The organism is Variovorax sp. AB1(2024) (assembly GCF_037482385.2).
In the GTDB taxonomy this organism is placed as follows: domain Bacteria; phylum Pseudomonadota; class Gammaproteobacteria; order Burkholderiales; family Burkholderiaceae_C; genus Variovorax.
In genome coordinates, this window is sequence record NZ_JBBHKP020000002.1 from 146285 (window position 1) to 165478 (window position 19194).

Here is a 19194-nt window from a genome sequence, read left to right on the forward strand (position 1 = left end):
CCAGCTGGAGATCCTTGAGGCCGCAAGCGCGGTGGCGGGCTACGGCCTCGCGCCCGTTTTCTTCAGGGAACCGCTGACACGCCGGATGGCCTCGGCGAACGCACCCAGGACCGGCGGCCTCTCCATCCCGTCGCGCCGGAAGAACAGGCCGAATGACGGCAGGACCATCTTCGGCAGGACCTTCAGCCGTTGAACGCCGCCGCGGGCGACCTCGTCCGCGGCGTGCTCCAGGCGCACCGCGCACAGCAGCGAAGGGTCCTTGCGAAGCACGGTGCCGATCGTCACCGACGAGAGCGCCTCGATGACGGGCACGGGCGGCGTCGCGCCGCTGTTGAGAAAGGCGGTCATGAAGGCCTGCCGCACGAGGGTTTCCTTCGGCGGCAGCACCCAGGGGCCGGCCTGCAGATCGGTCCAGCGCAGCCGGCGGCCGGCCACGCCCTCGTTCGCGCAGGAGGCCAGAACGCAGAGTTCGTCTTCCAGCAGCACCACGGGCTCGAGCATGGGAATCAGGTCGCTGGCGACGAGCTCGGGCGTGATGGCGCCGAAGACGCAGTCGAGCTCGCCGTCGAGCAGGCGGTGGATGAGCTCATGCACGCGGCCCTCGCGCAGCTGCACGGCGGCGCCGGGCATGCGCCGGCGCAGCTCGACGATGGCCGCCGGAACGGCCGCGGTCACCGAGGGTGCGCCCACGCGCAGCACCGCGGTGATCCCGCTTTGCATCGCGTCGACGTCCTCGGTCGCGCGGGCCAGCTCGTTGAGCACCGCGCGCGCCCTGAAGGCCGCGCTGGCGCCCAGCGCATTCGCATGGATGCCCTGGTGGCTGCGCTCGAACAGCCGCGCGCCGAAGCAGCCCTCGATCTCGCCGAGCATCTTGCTGATCGCGGGCTGGCTCAGGTGCAGCCGCGTGGCCGCGCCGCGCATGGTGCGGGCTTCGGAAAGCACGGCGAGAAGCTCTAGGTGGCGCAGGCGCAATGTGCGGATCAGGCGGTCAGTCTTGGTGTGCATGTCGCATCCGGTGGCATAGCTGTTCGTGATCACTCCCTCACGATTATCGAATTTTCAAGAATCGGGGAAGGCGATAACGTTGCCTCCGATGAATGCAACGACCCAAGAGACATCCGGGCCCGCCGTGCCCCTGAAGAACGTGCGCGTGATCGACATGGGGCAGTACATCGCCGGGCCCGGCGCGGCCATGGTGCTGGCCGAGCTGGGCGCGCAGGTGATCAAGATCGAACCGCTGGCGGGCGACCAGGCCCGGCACATCGGCCGCTACGGCGAGTCGATGATCCGCGCATACAGCCGCGGCAAGCAGTCGATCGCGCTGGACCTCAAGAGCGAGGCCGGGCGCGACATCGCGTGGCGCCTGATCGGCGGCTGCGACGTCGTGATCCAGAACCTGCGCCCCGGGGCCGTGGAGGCCCTGGGCCTCGGCCCGGCCGAGGTGCGCGCGCGGTTTCCGAAGGTCATCTACCTGTCGATCTCCGGCTTCGGCGACCAGGGCCCGTCGAGCGCGCGCCCCGGCTACGACATCGCGGCGCAGGCCGAGAGCGGGCTGATGTCGGTCACGGGCGAACCCGACCGCCTGCCGCAGAAGGTGGGCGTGCCTATCATCGACGCGGCCGCCGCGCACCTGGGCGCGCAGGCGGTGCTGGCCGCGCTCTATGGCCGCGCGCAGACCGGCGTGGGTGAGACGCTGCGCACCTCGCTGCTGGAGGTGGCACTGCATCTGCAGGCCACCACCTGGTGCGACTACCTGGGCGGCGCCCCGGAGCCGACGCGCATCGGCGACGGCCAGCCCAACAATGCGCCGGCGGCGGAGGTCGTGGCCACGCGCGACGGGCACATCGTGCTGTCGGCCTACGCGGACGAGCATTGGGCGCGCTTTTGCCGCGTGGTGGGGCGCGCGTCGCTCGCGAGCGATCCGCGGTTTTGCACCAACGCCCTGCGCGTGCAGCACCGCGGCGAGCTTCGCGTGGTGCTGCGCGAATGCCTGTCTTCGTACACCAGCGAGGAATGCGTGGCGCTGCTGAGCCGCAACCAGATCGTCGTCGGCTTCGTTCGCAGCTACGCGCAGGTGCTGCAGAGCGCGGACGTGCAGGCGAGCGGGCTGCTGGTCGATGCGCCTGGCGCCGACGGCCGGCGCTATCCCTCGCTGGCGCTGCCCTACCGGCTGGGCGATGCGCCGCGCGCCAATCCGCCGGCCGCGCCTGCGTGCGGAGCCGACACCGACCGGCTGCTGGCCGAGCTCGGCCTCTCGGCGGACGAGATCGCAGGCCTTCGCCGCGCCGGAGCTGTCGCATGACGAACGCCGCCATCCCCCGCGGCTGCGAAGACGTGGTGATCCAGACGCTGCCGCTGTTCGAGATGATGCGCATGCGCGCCGCGACCACCGCGCGCCGCCATCCGGTCCTCGGTTTCGCGGCGCCGGATCCCGCATCGGCCATGCGCTGGGTCAACCAGTTCACGCACACCCATCGCCGGCTCGGCCCGCAGGACAGGGAGGTCGTCAGCCCGAACAACGACACGGTCTACAGCAACGCCTGGCTGGACCTCTGTGAAGGACCCGTCGTCATCGAGACGCCGGACATGGGCGAGCGCTACTGGACGCTGGGGCTGCTGGATGCGTGGACCAACCCGTTCGCCTACGTCGGGCGGCGCACGACCGGCAACCGGCCCCAGCGCACGCTGGTGCATGGCCCCGGCTGGCGCGGCGCGGTGCCGTCCGGCATCACGCAGACCGTGGCCGCCCCCGGCGACGACGTGTGGCTGATCGGGCGCCACCTCGTGGAGGACGACGGCGAGGACGCCGCCCGCGTGCGCGACGCGCAACGCGCGATGAGACTCGTGCGACCGGACGGCAGCGATGCCGCCATGCGCGTGGACACATGGCTCGACGCACGCGACACCGGTGCGCCAGCGTCAGCGCCGTACCTGGCCATCGTGAGCGCCGCGCTGCGGCGCAATCCGGTGCCGGCCGGAGAAACCCTGGCATGGCCGCCCATGGAGGCCGAGCTCGCGACCGCGCTGCCCGCCGTGTACGAGCGGCTGCGCACCGGCAACCAGCCCCACGACCTGGGCGGCGGCTGGGCGATCCCGGTCATGGTGAAGACGCACTGGGGCGACGACCACCTCACGCGCGCGCGCATCGCCCGCAACTTCATCGGCGCGCTGGGCGTGGAGGAGGCGATGTATCCCACCGCCGAGGTGGACGCGCGCGGCGCGCCGCTGGACGGATCGCGGCGCTACGCGCTGCGCTTCGCACCGGGCAAGGGGCTCAAGGTGGGGGCCTTCTGGTCGCTCACGATGTACCGTCGCAGCGACTGCCTGTTCGTGGCGAATCCGATCGATCGGTATTCGATCGGCGACCGCACCCCGGGCCTGAGGCACGATCCCGACGGCGGCCTGGTCATCCGGCTGCAGGCCGACGACCCGGGACCCGGCGCCAACTGGCTTCCGGCACCCGCGGGCGAGCCGTTCTACGTCGTGCTGCGCCTCTACCAGCCGCATGCCGATCACCTGGAATTGCGGTTCGACTATCCGCCCATCGAGCCGGTCTGACATCCCAAGAAAACCCACGGAGACAAGAACACATGACAACGACCCGCAGACAACTTCTCACCGCAGCCGCGGCGGGCCTGGCGATGCCCTGGTGTCTGCCGAGCCAGGCGCAGGCCTGGCCGGCAAGGCCGATCCGCATGGTCTCGCCCTACGGCGCGGGCGGCTCGAACGACATCCTCACGCGCGTGCTCGGCGACTTCCTCGGGCGCAGGCTGGGGCAGGCCATCGTGGTGGACAACAAGGCCGGCGCAGGCACGCGCATCGCGAACGACTTCGTGGCCAAGGCACCGGCCGACGGCTACACGCTGCTGCATGCGGCCGCCCCGATCGCCATCGGCGAGGCGCTCTACAAGGACCTGCCGTACGACGTGCACAAGAGCTTCGCTTCGATCGCCAGCACGGCGATCGCACCCCTGTTCCTGGTGGTCAATGCCGATGCGCCTTACAAGACGCTTGCGGAATTCATCAAGTATGCGAAGGCGCATGCCAAGGGCGTGAGCTTCGGCTCGCCCGGCGCCGGCTCGGCGCCGCACCTGACGGCCGAGCTGCTGCTGCGCGCCGCTGAGGCGAAAGGCGTCGTCGTGCAGTACCGCGGCGATGCGCCCGCCTACACCGATCTGCTCGCCGGGCGGCTCGACGCGACGCTGACAGCCATCTCGACCGCCGTGCCGCATATCCAGGCCGGGAAGCTGCGGGTCCTGGGCGTCGCCAACGAAGAGCGCACGCCGCTCTACCCGGATGCGCCGACCTTGCGCGAGCAGGGGCTGCCGTCCGTCGTGGGCTACGGCTGGTACGGCATGCTCGCGCCGGCCGGAACGCCGGCTGCCATCGTGGCGCGGCTCAATGCCGAGATCAACGCCGCGGTGGCCGACCCGGAGGTCCGCCGCAAGGCCGAGGCAGCGGGACTGCAATTGCGCGGCAGCACCAGCGCCGAGTTCAGCGCGTTCATCGCCAGCGAGACGCGCAAGTGGGCGCAGATCATCAAGTCGGCGAACATCACGGCGGAGTGATCGACACCGTTGGAGGTGGCGCGCTGCTCAGACCACGTCGATCACAGGCGGCAGCACGCGCTCGTAGCGTTTCATCTTCGCCGGCTCGATGCCCAGCCACCGGGCCACTTCTTCAGGCGATGTGCCTCGCTGCAATTGCCTGAGGGCAAAGGTGTGCCGCAGGCGGAACGAGCCGCCTTCGCCGGAGTTCATGCCGGCCGCCTCGAGCACCTGTCTTGCACGCTCGTATTGGGATGGCTTTTGCCATTGCTTGCCGGTGCGCGTGGAAGGGAACAGGTACTGCCCCTCCAATCCCGAGTCGGCCCGCACGGTGAGCCAGTGGCGCAGCAACTCTGCCGCCCAGGGCGCGACCGGTGTTTCGCGTGCCGGCGAGTTGCCGTTTCCAGGGACGTGGAGCTTCCATGGCCGCTCGCGCGCATGGCCGTCCTGCTTGATGACGGAGGCCAGCGTCAGTGCGCGCACGTCGCCCGGCGTGAGCCCGGCACCGAGCTGCAAGGCCACGGAGGCGCGGTTGCGCACCTCCTGCCAGGAAAGTTCTGCCTGTGGCCCAGCCTCTGAGAGATAGGCAATGAGCTGCGCCGCTTCGTCTGTCGAGAGGTAGTCCGGCAGCGGGTCGGCATGCGAGGCATCTGCATAGCGAATGTCGGGATTGGCTGCCAGCCAGTTCGCCGCGGCTTTGTTGACCGGGGCATCGGTGCGCGCTGCATGATGGCGCAGCACGCGGTCGATCAGTCGCATCAGCCGCAATGCGTAGCGGGGAGTGAGCGATAGATCGGAAGTCTTGCGTCCGAAGCGCGCCGCCTTGAAGGCCTGCAGGTCTTCCAGCTCCAGGTTGAACAGGTTCACCGCCGGCGACTGCCCCAGGCACCACGCCATGAAAGCCCGCCACATGTCCTGGTAGACGGCAACGGAGCCGTCCTGGCTCAGCAGGCCCAAGCCTCGCTGGTCGGCAAGCCACGTTTCGAAAGCTTGGGCGAATGTGGCGACGGGGCCGGGTGGGCTGGAGGGGGCGGCGACGTCGGGAGCAGGCGTGTCCACAGGCATGGCACAGATCATAAACATACTAACGGCACGCGCTATCTGTTTGCTGAATTTTGCGTCCGGTTGTCCAAGAAACCTGTGCCGTTAGTGTATTTTCATTCCTGGCAAATCTATGCGAAAAGGACAAGCCCCTGAGCGCCAGTTCCGCTCGCAACACTTCGCCTGTCCCTTCGGGTTTCCACCTACGTCTCGATCCGGAAGCCCGGACGCGTCTGCCGCACTTCGTCCGGATAGGCGGCTCTGCATGAGTCCAGCGGCTGCGGTACCTCCAGCCAAATCAACCACTTAGCGCACTTCGCCGAGCTCCGCGCCAGTGGCATGTCGATTGCTGAGCATCCTGGCCTGCCGCACGTCTGCTGCGATGCCCGGCCATGACACAGGAGACAACCGATTTGCCCGCCGGGCAAGGTGCACCTGCGCCACGCCATCGCCGCAGGCACCCGAAAATTTCCAGGAGACCAACCCGTGGACCACCCAGCCAAAACTACAGCCAAACCCCTCTACAAGTCCCTGTACTTCCAGGTCATCACCGCCATCGTGCTCGGTGTGCTGCTGGGGCATTTCTACCCGGACACCGGCGCGTCGATGAAGCCCCTGGGCGACGGCTTCATCAAGCTCATCAAGATGATCATCGCGCCGATCATCTTCTGCACGGTGGTGGTCGGCATCGCCGGCATGGAGGACATGAAGAAGGTCGGCAAGACCGGCGGCCTAGCGCTGCTGTACTTTGAGATCGTCTCCAGCATCGCGCTGGTGGTGGGCCTGGTCATCATCAACATCGTGCGGCCCGGTGCTGGCATGAACGTGGACGTGAGCCAGCTCGACACCAAGAGCATCGCGGCCTACACGGGCCCGGGAAAGATGCAGAGCACCACCGATTTCATCCTGAACATCATCCCCAACACGCTGGTCGACGCCTTCGCCAAGGGCGAGATCCTGCAGGTTCTGCTGATTGCCGTGCTGTTCGGCTTCGCGCTGCACCGCTTCGGCGGGCGCGGCACGCTGGTGTTCGACGTGATCGAGAAGGGCTCGCACGTGCTCTTCGTGATCGTGGGCTACATCATGAAGGTCGCGCCCATCGGCGCCTTTGGCGCGATGGCCTTCACCATCGGCAAGTACGGCGTGAGCTCACTGCTGCAACTGGGCCAGCTGATGGCCACTTTCTACGCGACCTGCCTGCTGTTCATTTTCGTGATGCTCGGGGGCATCGCCAGGGCCCACGGGTTCAGCATCTGGAAGTTCATCAAGTACATCAAGGAAGAACTGCTGATCGTGCTGGGCACGTCGTCCAGCGAATCGGTTCTGCCGCGCATGATGGCCAAGCTCGAGAACCTGGGCGCGAAGAAGTCTGTGGTCGGCCTGGTGGTGCCCACGGGCTACTCGTTCAACCTCGACGGCACGTCGATCTACCTGACGATGGCGGCCGTGTTCATCGCGCAGGCCACCAACACCGACATGACGCTCACGCAGCAACTCACGCTGCTGGCTGTGCTGCTGCTCACCTCGAAGGGGGCCGCCGGCGTTACCGGGAGCGGCTTCATCGTGCTGGCGGCCACGCTGTCGGCCGTAGGCCACGTGCCGGTGGCGGGGCTCGCGCTCATCCTGGGCATCGACCGCTTCATGTCGGAAGCCCGCGCGCTCACCAACCTGATCGGCAACGGCGTGGCCACCATCGTGGTCGCCAAGTGGACTGGGGACCTCGACACCGTGCGCATGCACCAGCACCTGAACCAGGAAAGTCCGCTGGAAGCCGACGAGCCCGAGCGCGTGCTCGACGCCACCGAGGCACACATGCCCGCCGGCTCGGTGCGCTGAGCGCCGTCGCTGTCTCGCAAGCGGCGAGGAGGCGCGCGACAGCAAGATCAGGCGGCCGTCCGCCCCGATACTCGGTGGTATGCGGTCCGCGGCCCACCTCATCTTTCACTTACTGCCCGCCCGTCACCGGGCAGGCACCGATGCGCGCCCCACGGCCTTGTGCAATAACGCTTCCTTGACTTCAAGGGAGCCGGCCCGGCGCTTCGATTTGCCTTTCGACGATTCCAGACGATGGCGCGGCCTGGCGCGCTGGTGCGGCGCGCTGGCGCTGGTGGCAATGGCCGCCTTCGCGGGCCACCAGTTCGCCATGCAGGCCGGCCTGGCGCGGCTGCGCGAAGCTGCGGACCATCGCCTCGACATGCTCGCGACGGGCCTGGACGCCGACCTGGCCCGCTTCGAGTACCTGCCTGCGCTACTGGAGATGACCCCGATCGTCCCCGCGCTGCTCGAAACGCCGTCAGACACACACCTGCGCGACGCGGTCAACCGCTACCTCGACGGCGTCAACGCCACCGCGGGCGCGGAGATGCTCTACGTGCTCGACCGCTCCGGCATCTCGCAGGCGGCGTCCGACTGGAACAAGCCCGGTACCACCCTGGGACAAGACCTGTCGTTCCGACCCTACGTGATCGACGCGCTGAGCCAGGGTCGCGGCCGCTTCTATGGCGTGGGCATCACCAGCAACCGGCCAGGCTACTACCTGTCCTACGCGCTTCGGCGTGGCCAGCCCACGCGTGGCGTGGTGGCCGTCAAGGTCAACCTCGAGGAGGCCGAGCGCGCCTGGCGCAAGCTGCCGGGCGACGTGGCGCTGATCGACCAGCGCGGCGTGGTGATCCTCTCCACGCGCGAAGACCTCAAATTCCGTCCACTGCTGCCGCTCGACGCCCTGCAACGCGCCGAGGTCTTGCGCTCGCGTCCCTACGGCAACGCCACGTTGCAGCCGCTGCAGTGGACGCAGAAGCAGGCGCTGGACCGCAACGTCCAGGTGATCGCGCTGGACGGTACCGATCAGCTCGCCTCGGCCAGGCCTTTGCGTGATGCCCCCTGGCAACTGATGGTGCTCGACAATCTGGCGCCGGTTCGGGTGGCGGCGCGCAACACGGCCATCACCGCGAGCCTGGCCATGGCGGTGCTGTTGCTGGTGGCCGTCGCGCTCTTGCAGCGCCGACGCGCGGTGCACCAGAAGCTCGCCAACCAGGCGGCGCTGCAGGCGGCGCATGACACGCTCGAATCGACCGTGGTGGCTCGAACCGCGCAGCTGCGCGCGGCCCAGGGCGAACTGGTGCATGCGGGCAAGTTGGCCGCTTTGGGCCAGATGTCGGTCGGCGTGGCGCACGAACTCAACCAGCCACTCACGGCCATGCGCACTCTCTCCGAGAGCGCCGGCATCCTGCTCGACAGGAATCGGTTAGACGACGTGCGCGGCAACCTGCAGCGCATCTGCGGCATGGTCGACCGGCTCGCGCGCCTGACCTCGCAATTGAAGACATTCGCGCACCGCAGCGACCTGCCATTGGTGCCGCTGCCGTTGTCGCAGGCCATAGCCGATGCACAGGCGATGGTGGCCGAGGCCGCGAGGAAGCACCGCATCGGCATCGAGGTCGATGTGCAGCCCGCCACGCTGAGCGTCATGGCCGAGGAGGCGGCGCTGGGCAGCGTGCTGGCCAACCTGATGCGCAATGCCGTCGACGCCATGCAGGAGGCGCCCGTGCGCACACTCAGGCTCGCAGCGCGACTGGAGGAGGGCCGTGTGATCCTTCGTGTGAGCGATACCGGCACCGGCATCCATCCCGACATCCTGCCGCGGCTGTTCGAACCTTTTGTCACCAGCAAGCCGGCGGGTGCCGGTCTGGGCCTGGGCCTCGTGATCTCGGCACAATTGGTGCGCGCGATGGACGGCACGCTGCGCGCAGCCAACCTGCCGCAGGGCGGTGCCTGCTTCGTGGTCGACTTGCCTGCTGCCATTGCCGTGATCCACAACCCGCCCGGTTCCTTTCCTTCCAATTCCCTTGATTCCAATGCACAGGAGTGATGCCCAAGTGAGCGACAACCCTGCCATCCGTGTGCTGCTGGTGGAGGACGACGAAGACGTCCGCCTGAGCACGGCCCAGGTGCTGGCCCTGGCGGGCTTCGAGGTCGAAGCCTTCGCCAGTGTCGAGCGCGCCCGGGCGCACATCAGTTTCGGCGTTCCGGCGATCGTGATCAGCGACGTGCGCCTGCCGGGCATGAGCGGCACCGAATGGCTGAACGAACTGCACACGGCCGACGCGGAGCTTCCAGTCATCCTGGTCACGGGGCACGGACACATCGCGATGGCTGTGCAGGCGATGCGAGAGGGTGCCTACGACTTCATCGAGAAACCCTTCAGCTCCGAGCGACTGGTGGCCATCGTGCGCCACGCCATCGAACGACGCGAGCTCACGCTGCAGGTGCGCAAGCTGCGCGACGCGCTGGACAACTGGAACGGCATCCAGTCGGTGCTGCTCGGCCGCTCGGCCCAGATGCAGCACGTGCGCCGCACCGTGATGACGCTGGCCGAGACCTCGGCCGACGTGCTGGTCTACGGCGAAACCGGCACCGGCAAGGAACTCGTCGCCCAATGCCTGCATGCGCACAGCGAGCGCCGCCGCCAGCATTTCGTGCCCCTCAACTGCGGCGGCCTGCCGGAGGCATTGGCCGAGAGCGAGCTGTTCGGCCACGAAGCCGGCGCCTTCACCAGCGCCAACCGCGCGCGGGTGGGCAAGTTCGAATACGCCAACGGCGGCACGCTGTTCCTCGACGAGATCGAGAGCATGCCGATGCCGGTGCAGATCAAGCTGCTTCGCGCGCTTCAGGAGCGCAGCATCGAGCGCATCGGCTCCAACAAGGCCATTCCCTTCGACTGCCGCGTGGTGGCCGCGAGCAAGGAGGACCTGAAGGAAATGAGCGACCGCCAGAAATTCCGGGCCGACCTGTACTACCGGCTCGGCGTGGCCTTCATCGAACTGCCGCCGCTGCGCGAGAGGCGCGAAGATATTCCGCTGCTGTTCGAGCACTTCACGCTGCTGGCCGCGAACCGCTACGAGCGCCCGGCGCCAGCGCTGACCAACGCGCAGTTGGCCGACCTGATGGCCTATGCGTGGCCAGGCAACGTACGCGAACTGCGCAACGTGGCGGACCGCTTCGTGCTGGGCCTGCTCGGCGAGCGCCTCACGCAGACGCGCGCCAGCGGCGACGGCCTGCCGGCATTGCCGCGTGCGCTGCCGCAGCAAGTCGAGGCTTTCGAGCGCGCGGTGATCGTCGAGGCGCTGCGCAAGCACAAGGGCGACCAGCCCGCCACGGCCGCCGCGCTGGCCATCGCGCGGCAGACGCTGCACGACAAGCTGCGCAAGTTCGACATCCTGGCGGACGATTTCAAGTAGCGCCTTGGTTCGGTCGTGGCTCTGCGGGTCAGGACCGTCGGGGTTGCATTTGCTGGCGAGTTCGCGGCTCATGCACTCTCCGCATGCTGCTGACGGCTGCCAAGGCGCCAAGCGAATGGCCAGCACGCTCGACGATCTTCTTGCGCACCAGCCGCCAGGCGCTTCCGCATACAGGATGCGCCCGTCGGCTTCGTGGGAAGGACAGGGTCAGTGGGTGCGCGTGATCCTGCGGATCATGTTGTTCGAGCGATCCGCAACGAACACATCGCCGTTGCGATCGACGGCAACACCCATCGGGTCGCTGAAGCGCGCGTCGTTACCGGGACCATCCACGTATGCGCCGAGAGAGCTGCCACCGGCCAGCGTCGTCACCTTCTGCGCCGGCGAGATCTTGCGGATGCTGTTGCTGAGCAACTCCGTCACGTAGACGTTGCCGCCGGCATCTATCGCGACGCCGATCGGGAGATTGAACGCCGCCGACGAGCCTGTGCCGTCGATGGAAGCCGACACCCCACTGCCGGCGTATGTCGACACTGTCCCCAGGGGGGTGATCTGGCGAATCACGTTGTTGTTCTGGTCTCCCACATAGAGGTTGCCCGCGGCATCGATGGCCAGTCCGGTGGGGTAGTGGAACTGCGCGCTCGTCCCGTTGGCATTCACGAATCCCGGCGCGCCCGAGCCAGCGAAGGTCGAAACGACACCCGCGGGCGTGATCTTGCGGATCAGATGATTGCCTTGGTCCGCGACAAAGAGATTGCCGCCGGCGTCCACCACGATGCCCCATGGATACTGGAATTGCGCGCTGGTGCCCGAGCCATCGGCGTTGCCCGCAGCCGTACTGCCCGCAAAGACGCTCACGGCACCTTGGGGCGTGATCTTGCGGATCATGTGATTCTCATAGTCGGCCACATAGATGGTGCCGTCCGCACCGACGGCGGCACCTCTGGGTCCCTTGAAGCTCGCTGCCGTTCCGGCTCCGTCGTCGTGCCCCCCGCTTGGCAGGCTGGAATCGCCGGCGAGCGTCGAAACGACGCCTGCGGGCGTGATACTGCGGATCGTGTTGTTAGCGGTGTCCGCAACGTACATGGTTCCGTCAGGACCGAAGGCGAGCCCATAGGGTCCCTTGAAGCGTGCGCTGGAACCGGCCCCGTCCGCGACGCCCGGCGTCGTGGCGCCCGAGAACACATCGACTTTCGCCGAGACCGCGACCCAGTCACCGCATACGATGGCAATCGACACCACGTCCGCGGTCGCGGTACCAGACGGACCGTTGACGAAACAGACTTCGCCGAAGGGATGGCCCGCGACACCAACGCTGTACGAGGCGCCGGACGTCAGTGCCCTTGAGAACTTGAAGCTCGTGGCACCGCTGGCCACTGAAAGCGAGTCCGCACCGTTGTTCTGAAGTGCCAGCCCTTCGGCGCTCAAGCCCGAGATGGTGCCGCCGATCGTGAATTTGGCGGTCGAGTCGGTGTTGGTTGTGGTCTCGCCGCTGGTAGGCGGATTGCCGCTGTTGCCGCTGCTGCTGGTGTTCCCGTTTGCACCGACGCCCGCGAAGAACGAGCCTCCCCCATTGCTACCACCGCCACATGCTGAAAGCAGCAGCAGCGCGGCAGCGCTCACCGCAGCCAGTGGCCTGTAGTAAGTCCGAATAGTCACTTGTCTTTTCCTCTGATGGTTGTGAGAGCCCCTTACGCGGTGTCTGGCGCCGAGCCAATCCGTCCGGGACTGGGGCCGAAACGAAGCGCATCGACCTCGCCGGTCGCGTCGCATGTGCGTCAGCGCTCCGCCATCGCCTTGCCCACGCGGACTGCGCCTGCCGGACGCTGAACGCCCACGGTTTCACATATCGGTAACAAATAGGAAAACTTTAGGGTGACCGTGCGACTAGTCCGGAAAGCGTTGGCGTTTTAAATGTCCCATTGACAGAACATTGAAACTGCAAAAACATCAAAGGCATGTCGCAAATGCCTTTGCCGAAATACCACCAGATCTATCTGGTCCTGCGTGAGCAGTTGCACGAGGGGCGTTTCGCGGAAGGCCTGCCGGGCGAACTTGCGCTGATGGCGCAGTTCAATGTCGCGCGTGTCACGGTCCGGCGCGCGCTGGAACAGCTGGCCTCGGAGGGCCTGATCGCGCGCAACCCGGGGCGCCGCACGCGCGCACTGGCGCCGCCCGTCGCGGGCGACGGGCCTGAGGGCAAGAGCATGGAGCGTGCCAATCTGCGCGGCCTGCTCGAGAACCTGGTGACCATGGGCCTTCATACCTCCGTCAAGGTGATCGAGGTGGCGACCATCACCGCGTCCACGCAGGTCGCCCAGGCTCTGCAACTGGACCTCGGCGATCCGGTTCAGAAGGCCGTGCGCGTGCGCTCCACCAAGGAAGGGCCGCTCTCGCACATCACGACCTATGTGCCCGACTCCATCGCACGCCGCTTCGGCCGGCGCGAGCTGTCGAAGAAGCCCATTCTCGTGCTGCTGGAAGAGTCCGGCGTCAAGGTGGGGCGCGCGCACCAGACCATTTCGGCGCGGTTGGCGGACAACGTGCTCGCACAGCACCTGGATGTGTCCGTCGGCTCCGCGCTGCTCGCGGTGCGCCGCCTGATCTACGACGAAGACGAGCGGCCCGTGCAGTGGCTGCACGGCCTCTATCGCCCCGACCGCTACACCTACGAGATGCAGCTCTCCCGCGTGGGCAGCATCGACGCGAAGGTGTGGGTCAGCAAAGACGTGTCAGCCCAGTTCAACTGAAGAAGAAGGAAAGCCCCATGCAGAACCGCCGCAGTTTCGTTTCGCAGTCCGCCGCCCTGGCCACTGCCGTCGCCTTCCCGCTCGTGGCCGGCGCGCAGCCCAAGACCGTCAAGGTCGGTGTGCTGCATCCGGTCACCGGTGCGCTCGCCTATTCCGGCCAGCAGTGCCGCCTGGGTGCGCTCATGGCCATCGAGGACATCAACGCCGCGGGAGGCATCAAGTCGCTCGGCGGCGCGAAGCTCGAGGCGCTGCTGGGCGATGCGCAGTCGCAGCCGCAGGCCGGCGCGGCCGAGGTCGAGAAGATGAACGAAGCCGGTGTCTCGGCCATCGTGGGCGCCTTCGCCTCGGCCATCTGCCTGGCCACCACGCAGGCCGCCGCCAAGTACAACCTGCCGCATGTGGTGGATGTGGGCGTGGCCGACCAGATCGTCGAGCGCGGCCTGAAGAACACCTTCCGCTTCGGTCCCGGCTACAGGAAGTCGACCGAGGTGGCCATGGCCAACCTGCTGGTGCTCAACAAGGCCGCGGGCAGCCCCGCCAAGACCGTGATGATCATCCACGAGGAGTCGCTGTTCGGCGCTGGCACCGCGCAGCTGCTGTCGCGCGAGCTCCCGGGCTACGGCTTCGAGGTGAAGGAGGTGGTCAAGCATGCCAACCCCACGCGCGACTTCAACAACATCGTGCTGCGCATGAAGTCGGTCAACCCCGACATCGTGATCCCCGCCAACTACTACAACGAATACGCACTGCTGGTGCGCACCATGCAGCAACAGAAGGTCGTGCCCAAGGCGATCTTCTCGGTGCTGGGCGGCGCCGCGTCGAGCTACAAGTTCGTCAAGGAGTTTCCGGACGCGGCCAACGGCATCATCGACTGCAACCATTGGTTCAACCCGAAGGACAAGCGCTCGCAGGAACTGCGCAAGCGCGTGGAGGCCAAGGGCCAGTTCTTCAGCTACGAGGTTTTCATGACCTACACCTCGATGTGGCTGCTGGCCGATGCCATCGAGCGCGCGAAGTCGACGGAGCGCGCCGCCATCATCGACGCGCTGGAGAAGAGCACCTTCTCGAATCACATCATGCCGTACGGCCCCACCAAGTTCGTCAACGGACAGAACGAAGGCGCGCAGCCCCTGATGACGCAGGTGGTGAAGAACGACATCAAGGTGATCATCCCGCGCGACTACCGCGAAGTGGACCCCGTCTTCCCGCTGAAGGCTTGAGCCGCAGGGCCGGCACCGCATGGCGGGCGGCCTTCATGAAGAGACAAGAAGCCAAGCACCAGCCAGCCACATGCCAGACATCAACATTCTTTTCCCCTCGGTCCTCAACGGACTGACGACAGGCGCCGTATACGCCCTGATCGCCGTGGGACTCACGCTCATCTACGGCGTGTTGCACATCATCAACTTCGCCCATGGCGCAAGCCTGATGCTGGCCCTGTACGCCGTGTACTTCCTGAAGGAGCGCTGGGGCATCGACCCCTACATGGCCTTGCCGATTGCCATCATCGGCATGTTCGCGCTGGGCTATGCGCTGCAGCGCGTCGTCATCAACAAGGCAGGCCACGGCAAGGACGAGAACATCCTGCTCGCCACGCTGGGCATCGCCATCGTCATGGAGAACCTCGCGCTGCTGTTCTTCAAGTCCGACACCCGCAGCATCGAGACCGCCTATTCGCTGAGCACCGTGGCCATCGGCCCCGCCATGATCGCGGTGCCCAAGCTGGTCGCCTTTGCCGGCGCGCTGGTGGTCTCGGGCATCCTGTTCTGGATCATGGGCCGCACCGACCTGGGCCGTGCCATTCGCGCCGTCGCCAAGGAGAAAGAGGGCGCCAAGCTCATGGGCATCGACGTCGACCACGTGTACGCCATGAGCTTCGGCATCGGCCTGGCCTGCCTCGGCGCGGCCGCGTGCTTCCTGCTGCCCGCGTACTACGTCAACCCGCAGGTCGGCAGCGGCTTCGTGCTCGTGGCCTTCACGATCGTCGTGCTCGGCGGCATGGGCAGCTTCGTGGGCGCGCTCATCGGCGGCTTCCTCGTGGGCGTGGTCGAGTCGCTCGGCGGCCTGTACCTGGGCGAGTCGCTCGGGCAGATCGGCATCTTCGCCATCTTCATCGGCGTGGTGCTGTTCCGCCCGCAGGGCATGTTCGGAGCCAAGGCATGAAAGCGGGAATCAACGCCGGATACAGACAGCTCGCGGCCATCGCGCTCTTTGCCGTGGTCGTCGGCTGCGTGCCTCTGGTCACCCAGTCGGGCGTCATGCTGAACTTCGTGATGATGGCGCTCTACGCCACGCTCATCGCGCAGGCCTGGAACATCCTCGGCGGCTTTGGCGGGCAGTTCTCCTTCGGGCACGCACTGTTCTTCGGCACCGGCGCCTACATCCAGGCCATCGCACAGCTGCAGGGCGGCATCAACGCGTGGGTCGCGCTGCCGCTGGCGGTGGCTGGTGCCGCGGTGGTGGGCCTTTTCGTCGGCGCGCTCACCTTCCGCTATGGCCTGAAGGGCTCCTACTTCGCGCTGGTCACGCTGGCCTTCGCCGAGGTGTTCCGCATCGTCGCGACTTCGGTGCCCTTCACCGGCGGTGGCGTCGGCCTCATGGTGCCGCTGCGCGAAGCGGTGGGCAACATGCAGTTCGCGTCGCGCGCGGGCTACCTGTGGGTGGTGCTGGCAATGGTGGTCGTGGCGCTGCTCGTGACCTGGTGGCTGCGCAACGGCCGCTTCGGGGCCTACCTGCAGGCGGTGCGCGACAACGAGGACGCCGCGCGCGCCGTGGGCGTGAATCCGTTTCGCGTCAAGCTCGCGGCCATCGGCCTGTCGGCCGCCTTCATGGGCGCGGCCGGTGCGTTCTACGTGCAGGTGTTCCAGTACATCGACGCGGGCATCGCCTACGGCTCCGTCACCTCGGTGGAGGCGCTGGTCGCGGCCATCGTGGGCGGCATGGGCACGCTGTGGGGGCCGGTGCTGGGCGCGGCCGTGCTGCATCTGCTGTCGGACCTCACGCGCAACCTGTTCGGCGAGCTGCCGGGCATCAACATGGTCATCTACGGCACGGTGCTCGTGCTGATCGTGATCTTCCTGCCGCGCGGCGTGGCGGGGCTGGGCCTGTCGGTGCGGCAGTTGTGGAAGGCAAAGGGAGAGCGCAATGACTGAGCCCTTGTTGAAACTCGACGGCATCTCGCGCTCCTTCGGCGGCCTGAAAGCCGTGCAGGACGTGAGCCTGGCCGTCACGCAGGGCAGCCTCACGGCGCTGATCGGTCCCAATGGCGCGGGCAAGACCACGCTGTTCGCGCTGATGTCCGGCTTTCTGAAGCCCGACACCGGCAGCGTGCGCTTCGCCGGGCAGGACATCACCGGCCACGAGCCGCACCGCAATGCGGTGCTCGGCATGACGCGCACCTTCCAGATCGTGAAGCCCTTCGCCGCGCAGACCGTGCGCGAGAACATCGCCGTGGGCGCGCACCTGCACGTGCGCAACCGCGCCGAGGCATTGCGCAACGCCGAGGCGGTCGCGCAGCGCGTGGGCCTGGCGCCGCAGCTGGACAAGGCCGCATCTGACCTCACCGTGGCCGGCCGCAAGCGCCTGGAACTCGCCCGCGCGCTTGCCACGCGCCCGCGCCTGCTGTTGCTCGACGAAGTGCTCGCAGGCCTCAACCCGCAGGAGATCGCCGAGATGATGCCGGTGGTGCGCGGCATCGCCGACAGCGGCGTGACCGTGCTGATGATCGAACACGTGATGCAGGCCGTGATGAACCTCGCCGAGCACGTGTGGGTGCTGGCGCAGGGCCGGCTCATCGCCGAGGGCAACCCCGCGCAGGTGACTTCCGACGACCGGGTCGTCGAGGCGTACCTCGGGCACGGCACGGCGGCGCGGCTGCGCAAGGCCGCTGCGGGAGCATCCGCATGAGCGCGCTGCTCGACATCCAGGGCCTGCGCGGCGGCTATGGCCGCGTCGAGGTGCTGCGCGGCGTCGACCTGCAGGTCGACGCCGGCGAGATGGTCGCGCTGCTCGGCAGCAACGGCGCGGGCAAGTCGACCCTGAACAAGGTGGTCTGCGGCCTGGTGCCCGCATGGAGCGGCAGCGTGCGCTTCGACGGCAAGGACCTGAGCGGTGCGCACTACCGCGACGTGGTCAAGGCCGGTCTCATCCAGGTGCCCGAAGGGCGCAAGGTGTTTCCCAACCTCAGCGTGCTGGAGAACCTGGAGCTCGGCTCCTTCACGCGCGCACGCGCACGCCGCGCGGCCAACGTCGAGAAGATGTTCCACATCTTCCCGCGCCTGCGCGAACGCATGGCGCAGCACGCCGGCACCATGAGCGGGGGCGAGCAGCAGATGCTGGCCATCGCGCGCGGGCTCATGGCCGAACCCGTGCTGCTGATCCTCGACGAACCCTCGCTCGGCCTGTCGCCGCTGCTGGTGGAAGAAATGTTCACGCTCATTCGCGAGTTGCGCGACGGCGGCCTCGCGGTGCTGCTGGTCGAGCAGAACGTGGGCCAGTCGCTGGAGATCGCCGACCGCGCCTACGTGCTGGAGAACGGCAGCGTGCGCTTCTCCGGCAAGCCCGATGCGCTGATGCGCAGCGACGAGCTGCGGCGTGCGTACCTGGGCCTGTGAGCCCACCGAGCCCTTCAAGAAATACAAGGAGACCTCCCGATGAAACGCCGTGACATCCTCATCGCGCCCCCCGCACTGGCCGCGCTGGCCTTTGCCGCCGGCGCCCGTGCGCAGGTCGGCAACGCGCCCGTGCGCATCCTCGTCGGTGCGCCCGCCGGCGGCTCGACCGACACGCTCGCGCGCTCGCTGGCCGTCAGCATGGGACCCGCCCTGGGCCGCACCGTGATCGTCGAGAACAGGCCCGGCGCGGGCGGCAACATCGCCGCCGACGCGGTCGCCAAGGCCGCGCCCGACGGCAATACGCTGCTGCTGAGCTTCACCAGCCACGCCATCAATGCCACGCTGTACCCCACGCTGCCTTTCGACCCGGTGAAGGACTTCACCGCGCTCACCTGCGTGGCCACCTCGCCGTCCATCCTCGTGGCCAGTCCCAGCCTGCCGGTGAAGGACGTGCGCGAGCTCATCGCGCTGGCCAAGGCCAGGCCCGGACAGCTCAATTTCGCCATCGGCGCGGTGGGCTCCTCGCTGCACATGGCCGGCGAGGCCTTCAAGATGCAGTCGGGCGTGGACATCGTGAACATCCCCTACAAAGGCACCGCGCCCGCCGTGCAGGATCTGCTCGCCGGCCAGGTGCAGCTGATGTTCGCGGCGGTAGGCAACGTCAAGGCACACATCCAGGCCGGCAAGCTCAAGGCGCTGGGCGTGACCACCGCGAAGCGCCTGCCCGCGTTCCCCGACGTCCCGGCCATCGCGGAGGCCTTGCCGGGCTACGAGTCGAGCGCGTGGTTCGGGCTGTTCGGCCCGGCTCGCCTGCCAGCCGACGTGGCGCGCAAGCTCAGCGACGCGGCGCGCCATGCGCTGCAGCAGCCCGACATGCTCAAGCGGCTGGACACCGAGGGTGCCGTGGCGGTCGGCAACTCGCCCGAGCAGTTCGCCGCGTTCGTGCAAAGCGAGATTCCGCGCTGGGCCAAGGTCGTCAAGTTCTCGGGAGCCAAGCCGGAATGAG

Annotated in this window: 16 protein-coding genes; 13 read left to right on the forward strand and 3 right to left on the reverse strand. The window is 67.5% G+C overall.

Going from position 1 to position 19194, the window contains the following annotated elements:
- Positions 1 to 39: 39 nt before the first annotated feature.
- The gene (locus WIX39_RS27780) at positions 40 to 1005 is read right to left on the reverse strand and encodes a LysR family transcriptional regulator (protein WP_409196457.1); all 966 of its coding nucleotides are present in this window, start codon (positions 1003 to 1005) and stop codon (positions 40 to 42) included.
- 88 nt (positions 1006 to 1093) lie between these two features.
- On the opposite strand from WIX39_RS27780, the gene WIX39_RS27785 reads away from it, so the two are divergent.
- From WIX39_RS27785 to WIX39_RS27795, 3 genes are read left to right on the forward strand one after another with little or no spacing between them, the layout of a single operon-like run.
- On the forward strand, positions 1094 to 2302 hold the full coding sequence (locus WIX39_RS27785; RefSeq protein ID WP_409196458.1) for a CaiB/BaiF CoA transferase family protein: 1209 nt from the start codon (positions 1094 to 1096) through the stop codon (positions 2300 to 2302).
- The gene (locus WIX39_RS27790; protein ID WP_409196459.1) at positions 2299 to 3558 is read left to right on the forward strand and encodes a DUF1254 domain-containing protein; all 1260 of its coding nucleotides are present in this window, start codon (positions 2299 to 2301) and stop codon (positions 3556 to 3558) included. Before WIX39_RS27785 ends, WIX39_RS27790 begins: the two co-directional genes overlap by 4 nt.
- 32 nt (positions 3559 to 3590) lie before the next feature.
- Complete coding sequence (locus WIX39_RS27795) at positions 3591 to 4568, forward strand: Bug family tripartite tricarboxylate transporter substrate binding protein (protein WP_285414764.1); 978 nt, start codon at positions 3591 to 3593, stop codon at positions 4566 to 4568.
- A gap of 27 nt (positions 4569 to 4595) precedes the next feature.
- On the opposite strand, the gene WIX39_RS27800 is transcribed toward WIX39_RS27795, so the two are convergent.
- A complete protein-coding gene (locus WIX39_RS27800; RefSeq protein ID WP_409196460.1) occupies positions 4596 to 5612 on the reverse strand; it encodes a tyrosine-type recombinase/integrase in 1017 nt (338 codons plus the stop codon).
- A gap of 462 nt (positions 5613 to 6074) precedes the next feature.
- On the opposite strand from WIX39_RS27800, the gene WIX39_RS27805 reads away from it, so the two are divergent.
- From WIX39_RS27805 to WIX39_RS27815, 3 genes are all read left to right on the forward strand, one after another.
- Positions 6075 to 7424 (forward strand): dicarboxylate/amino acid:cation symporter, encoded by a 1350-nt coding sequence (locus tag WIX39_RS27805; RefSeq protein WP_409196461.1) that lies wholly within the window; start codon positions 6075 to 6077, stop codon positions 7422 to 7424.
- Positions 7425 to 7599: 175 nt separating this feature from the next.
- Entirely contained in the window at positions 7600 to 9456 is a 1857-nt protein-coding gene (locus WIX39_RS27810; RefSeq protein WP_409196462.1) for a sensor histidine kinase, read from the forward strand.
- Positions 9443 to 10825 carry a sigma-54-dependent transcriptional regulator gene (locus tag WIX39_RS27815; RefSeq protein WP_199852014.1) on the forward strand — a complete coding sequence of 461 codons (1383 nt, stop codon included), beginning with the start codon at positions 9443 to 9445 and terminating at the stop codon, positions 10823 to 10825. The genes WIX39_RS27810 and WIX39_RS27815 overlap by 14 nt, the downstream gene beginning before the upstream one ends.
- Positions 10826 to 11032: 207 nt before the next feature.
- On the opposite strand, the gene WIX39_RS27820 is transcribed toward WIX39_RS27815, so the two are convergent.
- Positions 11033 to 12484 carry an NHL repeat-containing protein gene (locus tag WIX39_RS27820; protein ID WP_159053756.1) on the reverse strand — a complete coding sequence of 484 codons (1452 nt, stop codon included), beginning with the start codon at positions 12482 to 12484 and terminating at the stop codon, positions 11033 to 11035.
- A gap of 308 nt (positions 12485 to 12792) precedes the next feature.
- On the opposite strand from WIX39_RS27820, the gene WIX39_RS27825 reads away from it, so the two are divergent.
- The 7 genes from WIX39_RS27825 (at position 12793) to WIX39_RS27855 (ending at position 19193) form a co-directional block, all read left to right on the forward strand.
- A complete protein-coding gene (locus WIX39_RS27825; RefSeq protein WP_106938481.1) occupies positions 12793 to 13575 on the forward strand; it encodes a GntR family transcriptional regulator in 783 nt (260 codons plus the stop codon).
- 17 nt (positions 13576 to 13592) lie between these two features.
- Positions 13593 to 14795: an ABC transporter substrate-binding protein gene (locus WIX39_RS27830; RefSeq protein WP_081266178.1), complete on the forward strand. Its 1203-nt coding sequence runs from the start codon at positions 13593 to 13595 to the stop codon at positions 14793 to 14795.
- Positions 14796 to 14865: 70 nt separating this feature from the next.
- On the forward strand, positions 14866 to 15738 hold the full coding sequence (locus WIX39_RS27835; RefSeq protein ID WP_106937773.1) for a branched-chain amino acid ABC transporter permease: 873 nt from the start codon (positions 14866 to 14868) through the stop codon (positions 15736 to 15738).
- Entirely contained in the window at positions 15735 to 16727 is a 993-nt protein-coding gene (locus WIX39_RS27840; protein WP_081266176.1) for a branched-chain amino acid ABC transporter permease, read from the forward strand. Before WIX39_RS27835 ends, WIX39_RS27840 begins: the two co-directional genes overlap by 4 nt.
- Positions 16720 to 17481 carry an ABC transporter ATP-binding protein gene (locus tag WIX39_RS27845; protein WP_106937772.1) on the forward strand — a complete coding sequence of 254 codons (762 nt, stop codon included), beginning with the start codon at positions 16720 to 16722 and terminating at the stop codon, positions 17479 to 17481. Before WIX39_RS27840 ends, WIX39_RS27845 begins: the two co-directional genes overlap by 8 nt.
- On the forward strand, positions 17478 to 18188 hold the full coding sequence (locus WIX39_RS27850; RefSeq protein WP_106937771.1) for an ABC transporter ATP-binding protein: 711 nt from the start codon (positions 17478 to 17480) through the stop codon (positions 18186 to 18188). Before WIX39_RS27845 ends, WIX39_RS27850 begins: the two co-directional genes overlap by 4 nt.
- Positions 18189 to 18227: 39 nt before the next feature.
- A complete protein-coding gene (locus tag WIX39_RS27855; protein WP_409196463.1) occupies positions 18228 to 19193 on the forward strand; it encodes a tripartite tricarboxylate transporter substrate binding protein in 966 nt (321 codons plus the stop codon).
- Position 19194: the final 1 nt, after the last annotated feature.

What these genes read in the sequence shown, in the direction of transcription:
- WIX39_RS27795 (WP_285414764.1), top strand. Translation starts at nt 3,591, where the DNA reads ATGACAACGACCCGCAGACAACTTCTCACCGCAGCCGCGGCGGGCCTG.
- WIX39_RS27815 (WP_199852014.1), top strand. Translation starts at nt 9,443, where the DNA reads ATGCACAGGAGTGATGCCCAAGTGAGCGACAACCCTGCCATCCGTGTG.
- WIX39_RS27780 (WP_409196457.1), bottom strand. Translation starts at nt 1,005, where the DNA reads ATGCACACCAAGACTGACCGCCTGATCCGCACATTGCGCCTGCGCCAC.
- WIX39_RS27855 (WP_409196463.1), top strand. Translation starts at nt 18,228, where the DNA reads ATGAAACGCCGTGACATCCTCATCGCGCCCCCCGCACTGGCCGCGCTG.
- WIX39_RS27845 (WP_106937772.1), top strand. Translation starts at nt 16,720, where the DNA reads ATGACTGAGCCCTTGTTGAAACTCGACGGCATCTCGCGCTCCTTCGGC.
- WIX39_RS27790 (WP_409196459.1), top strand. Translation starts at nt 2,299, where the DNA reads ATGACGAACGCCGCCATCCCCCGCGGCTGCGAAGACGTGGTGATCCAG.
- WIX39_RS27830 (WP_081266178.1), top strand. Translation starts at nt 13,593, where the DNA reads ATGCAGAACCGCCGCAGTTTCGTTTCGCAGTCCGCCGCCCTGGCCACT.
- WIX39_RS27840 (WP_081266176.1), top strand. Translation starts at nt 15,735, where the DNA reads ATGAAAGCGGGAATCAACGCCGGATACAGACAGCTCGCGGCCATCGCG.
- WIX39_RS27835 (WP_106937773.1), top strand. Translation starts at nt 14,866, where the DNA reads ATGCCAGACATCAACATTCTTTTCCCCTCGGTCCTCAACGGACTGACG.
- WIX39_RS27785 (WP_409196458.1), top strand. Translation starts at nt 1,094, where the DNA reads ATGAATGCAACGACCCAAGAGACATCCGGGCCCGCCGTGCCCCTGAAG.
- WIX39_RS27800 (WP_409196460.1), bottom strand. Translation starts at nt 5,612, where the DNA reads ATGCCTGTGGACACGCCTGCTCCCGACGTCGCCGCCCCCTCCAGCCCA.
- WIX39_RS27850 (WP_106937771.1), top strand. Translation starts at nt 17,478, where the DNA reads ATGAGCGCGCTGCTCGACATCCAGGGCCTGCGCGGCGGCTATGGCCGC.
- WIX39_RS27825 (WP_106938481.1), top strand. Translation starts at nt 12,793, where the DNA reads ATGCCTTTGCCGAAATACCACCAGATCTATCTGGTCCTGCGTGAGCAG.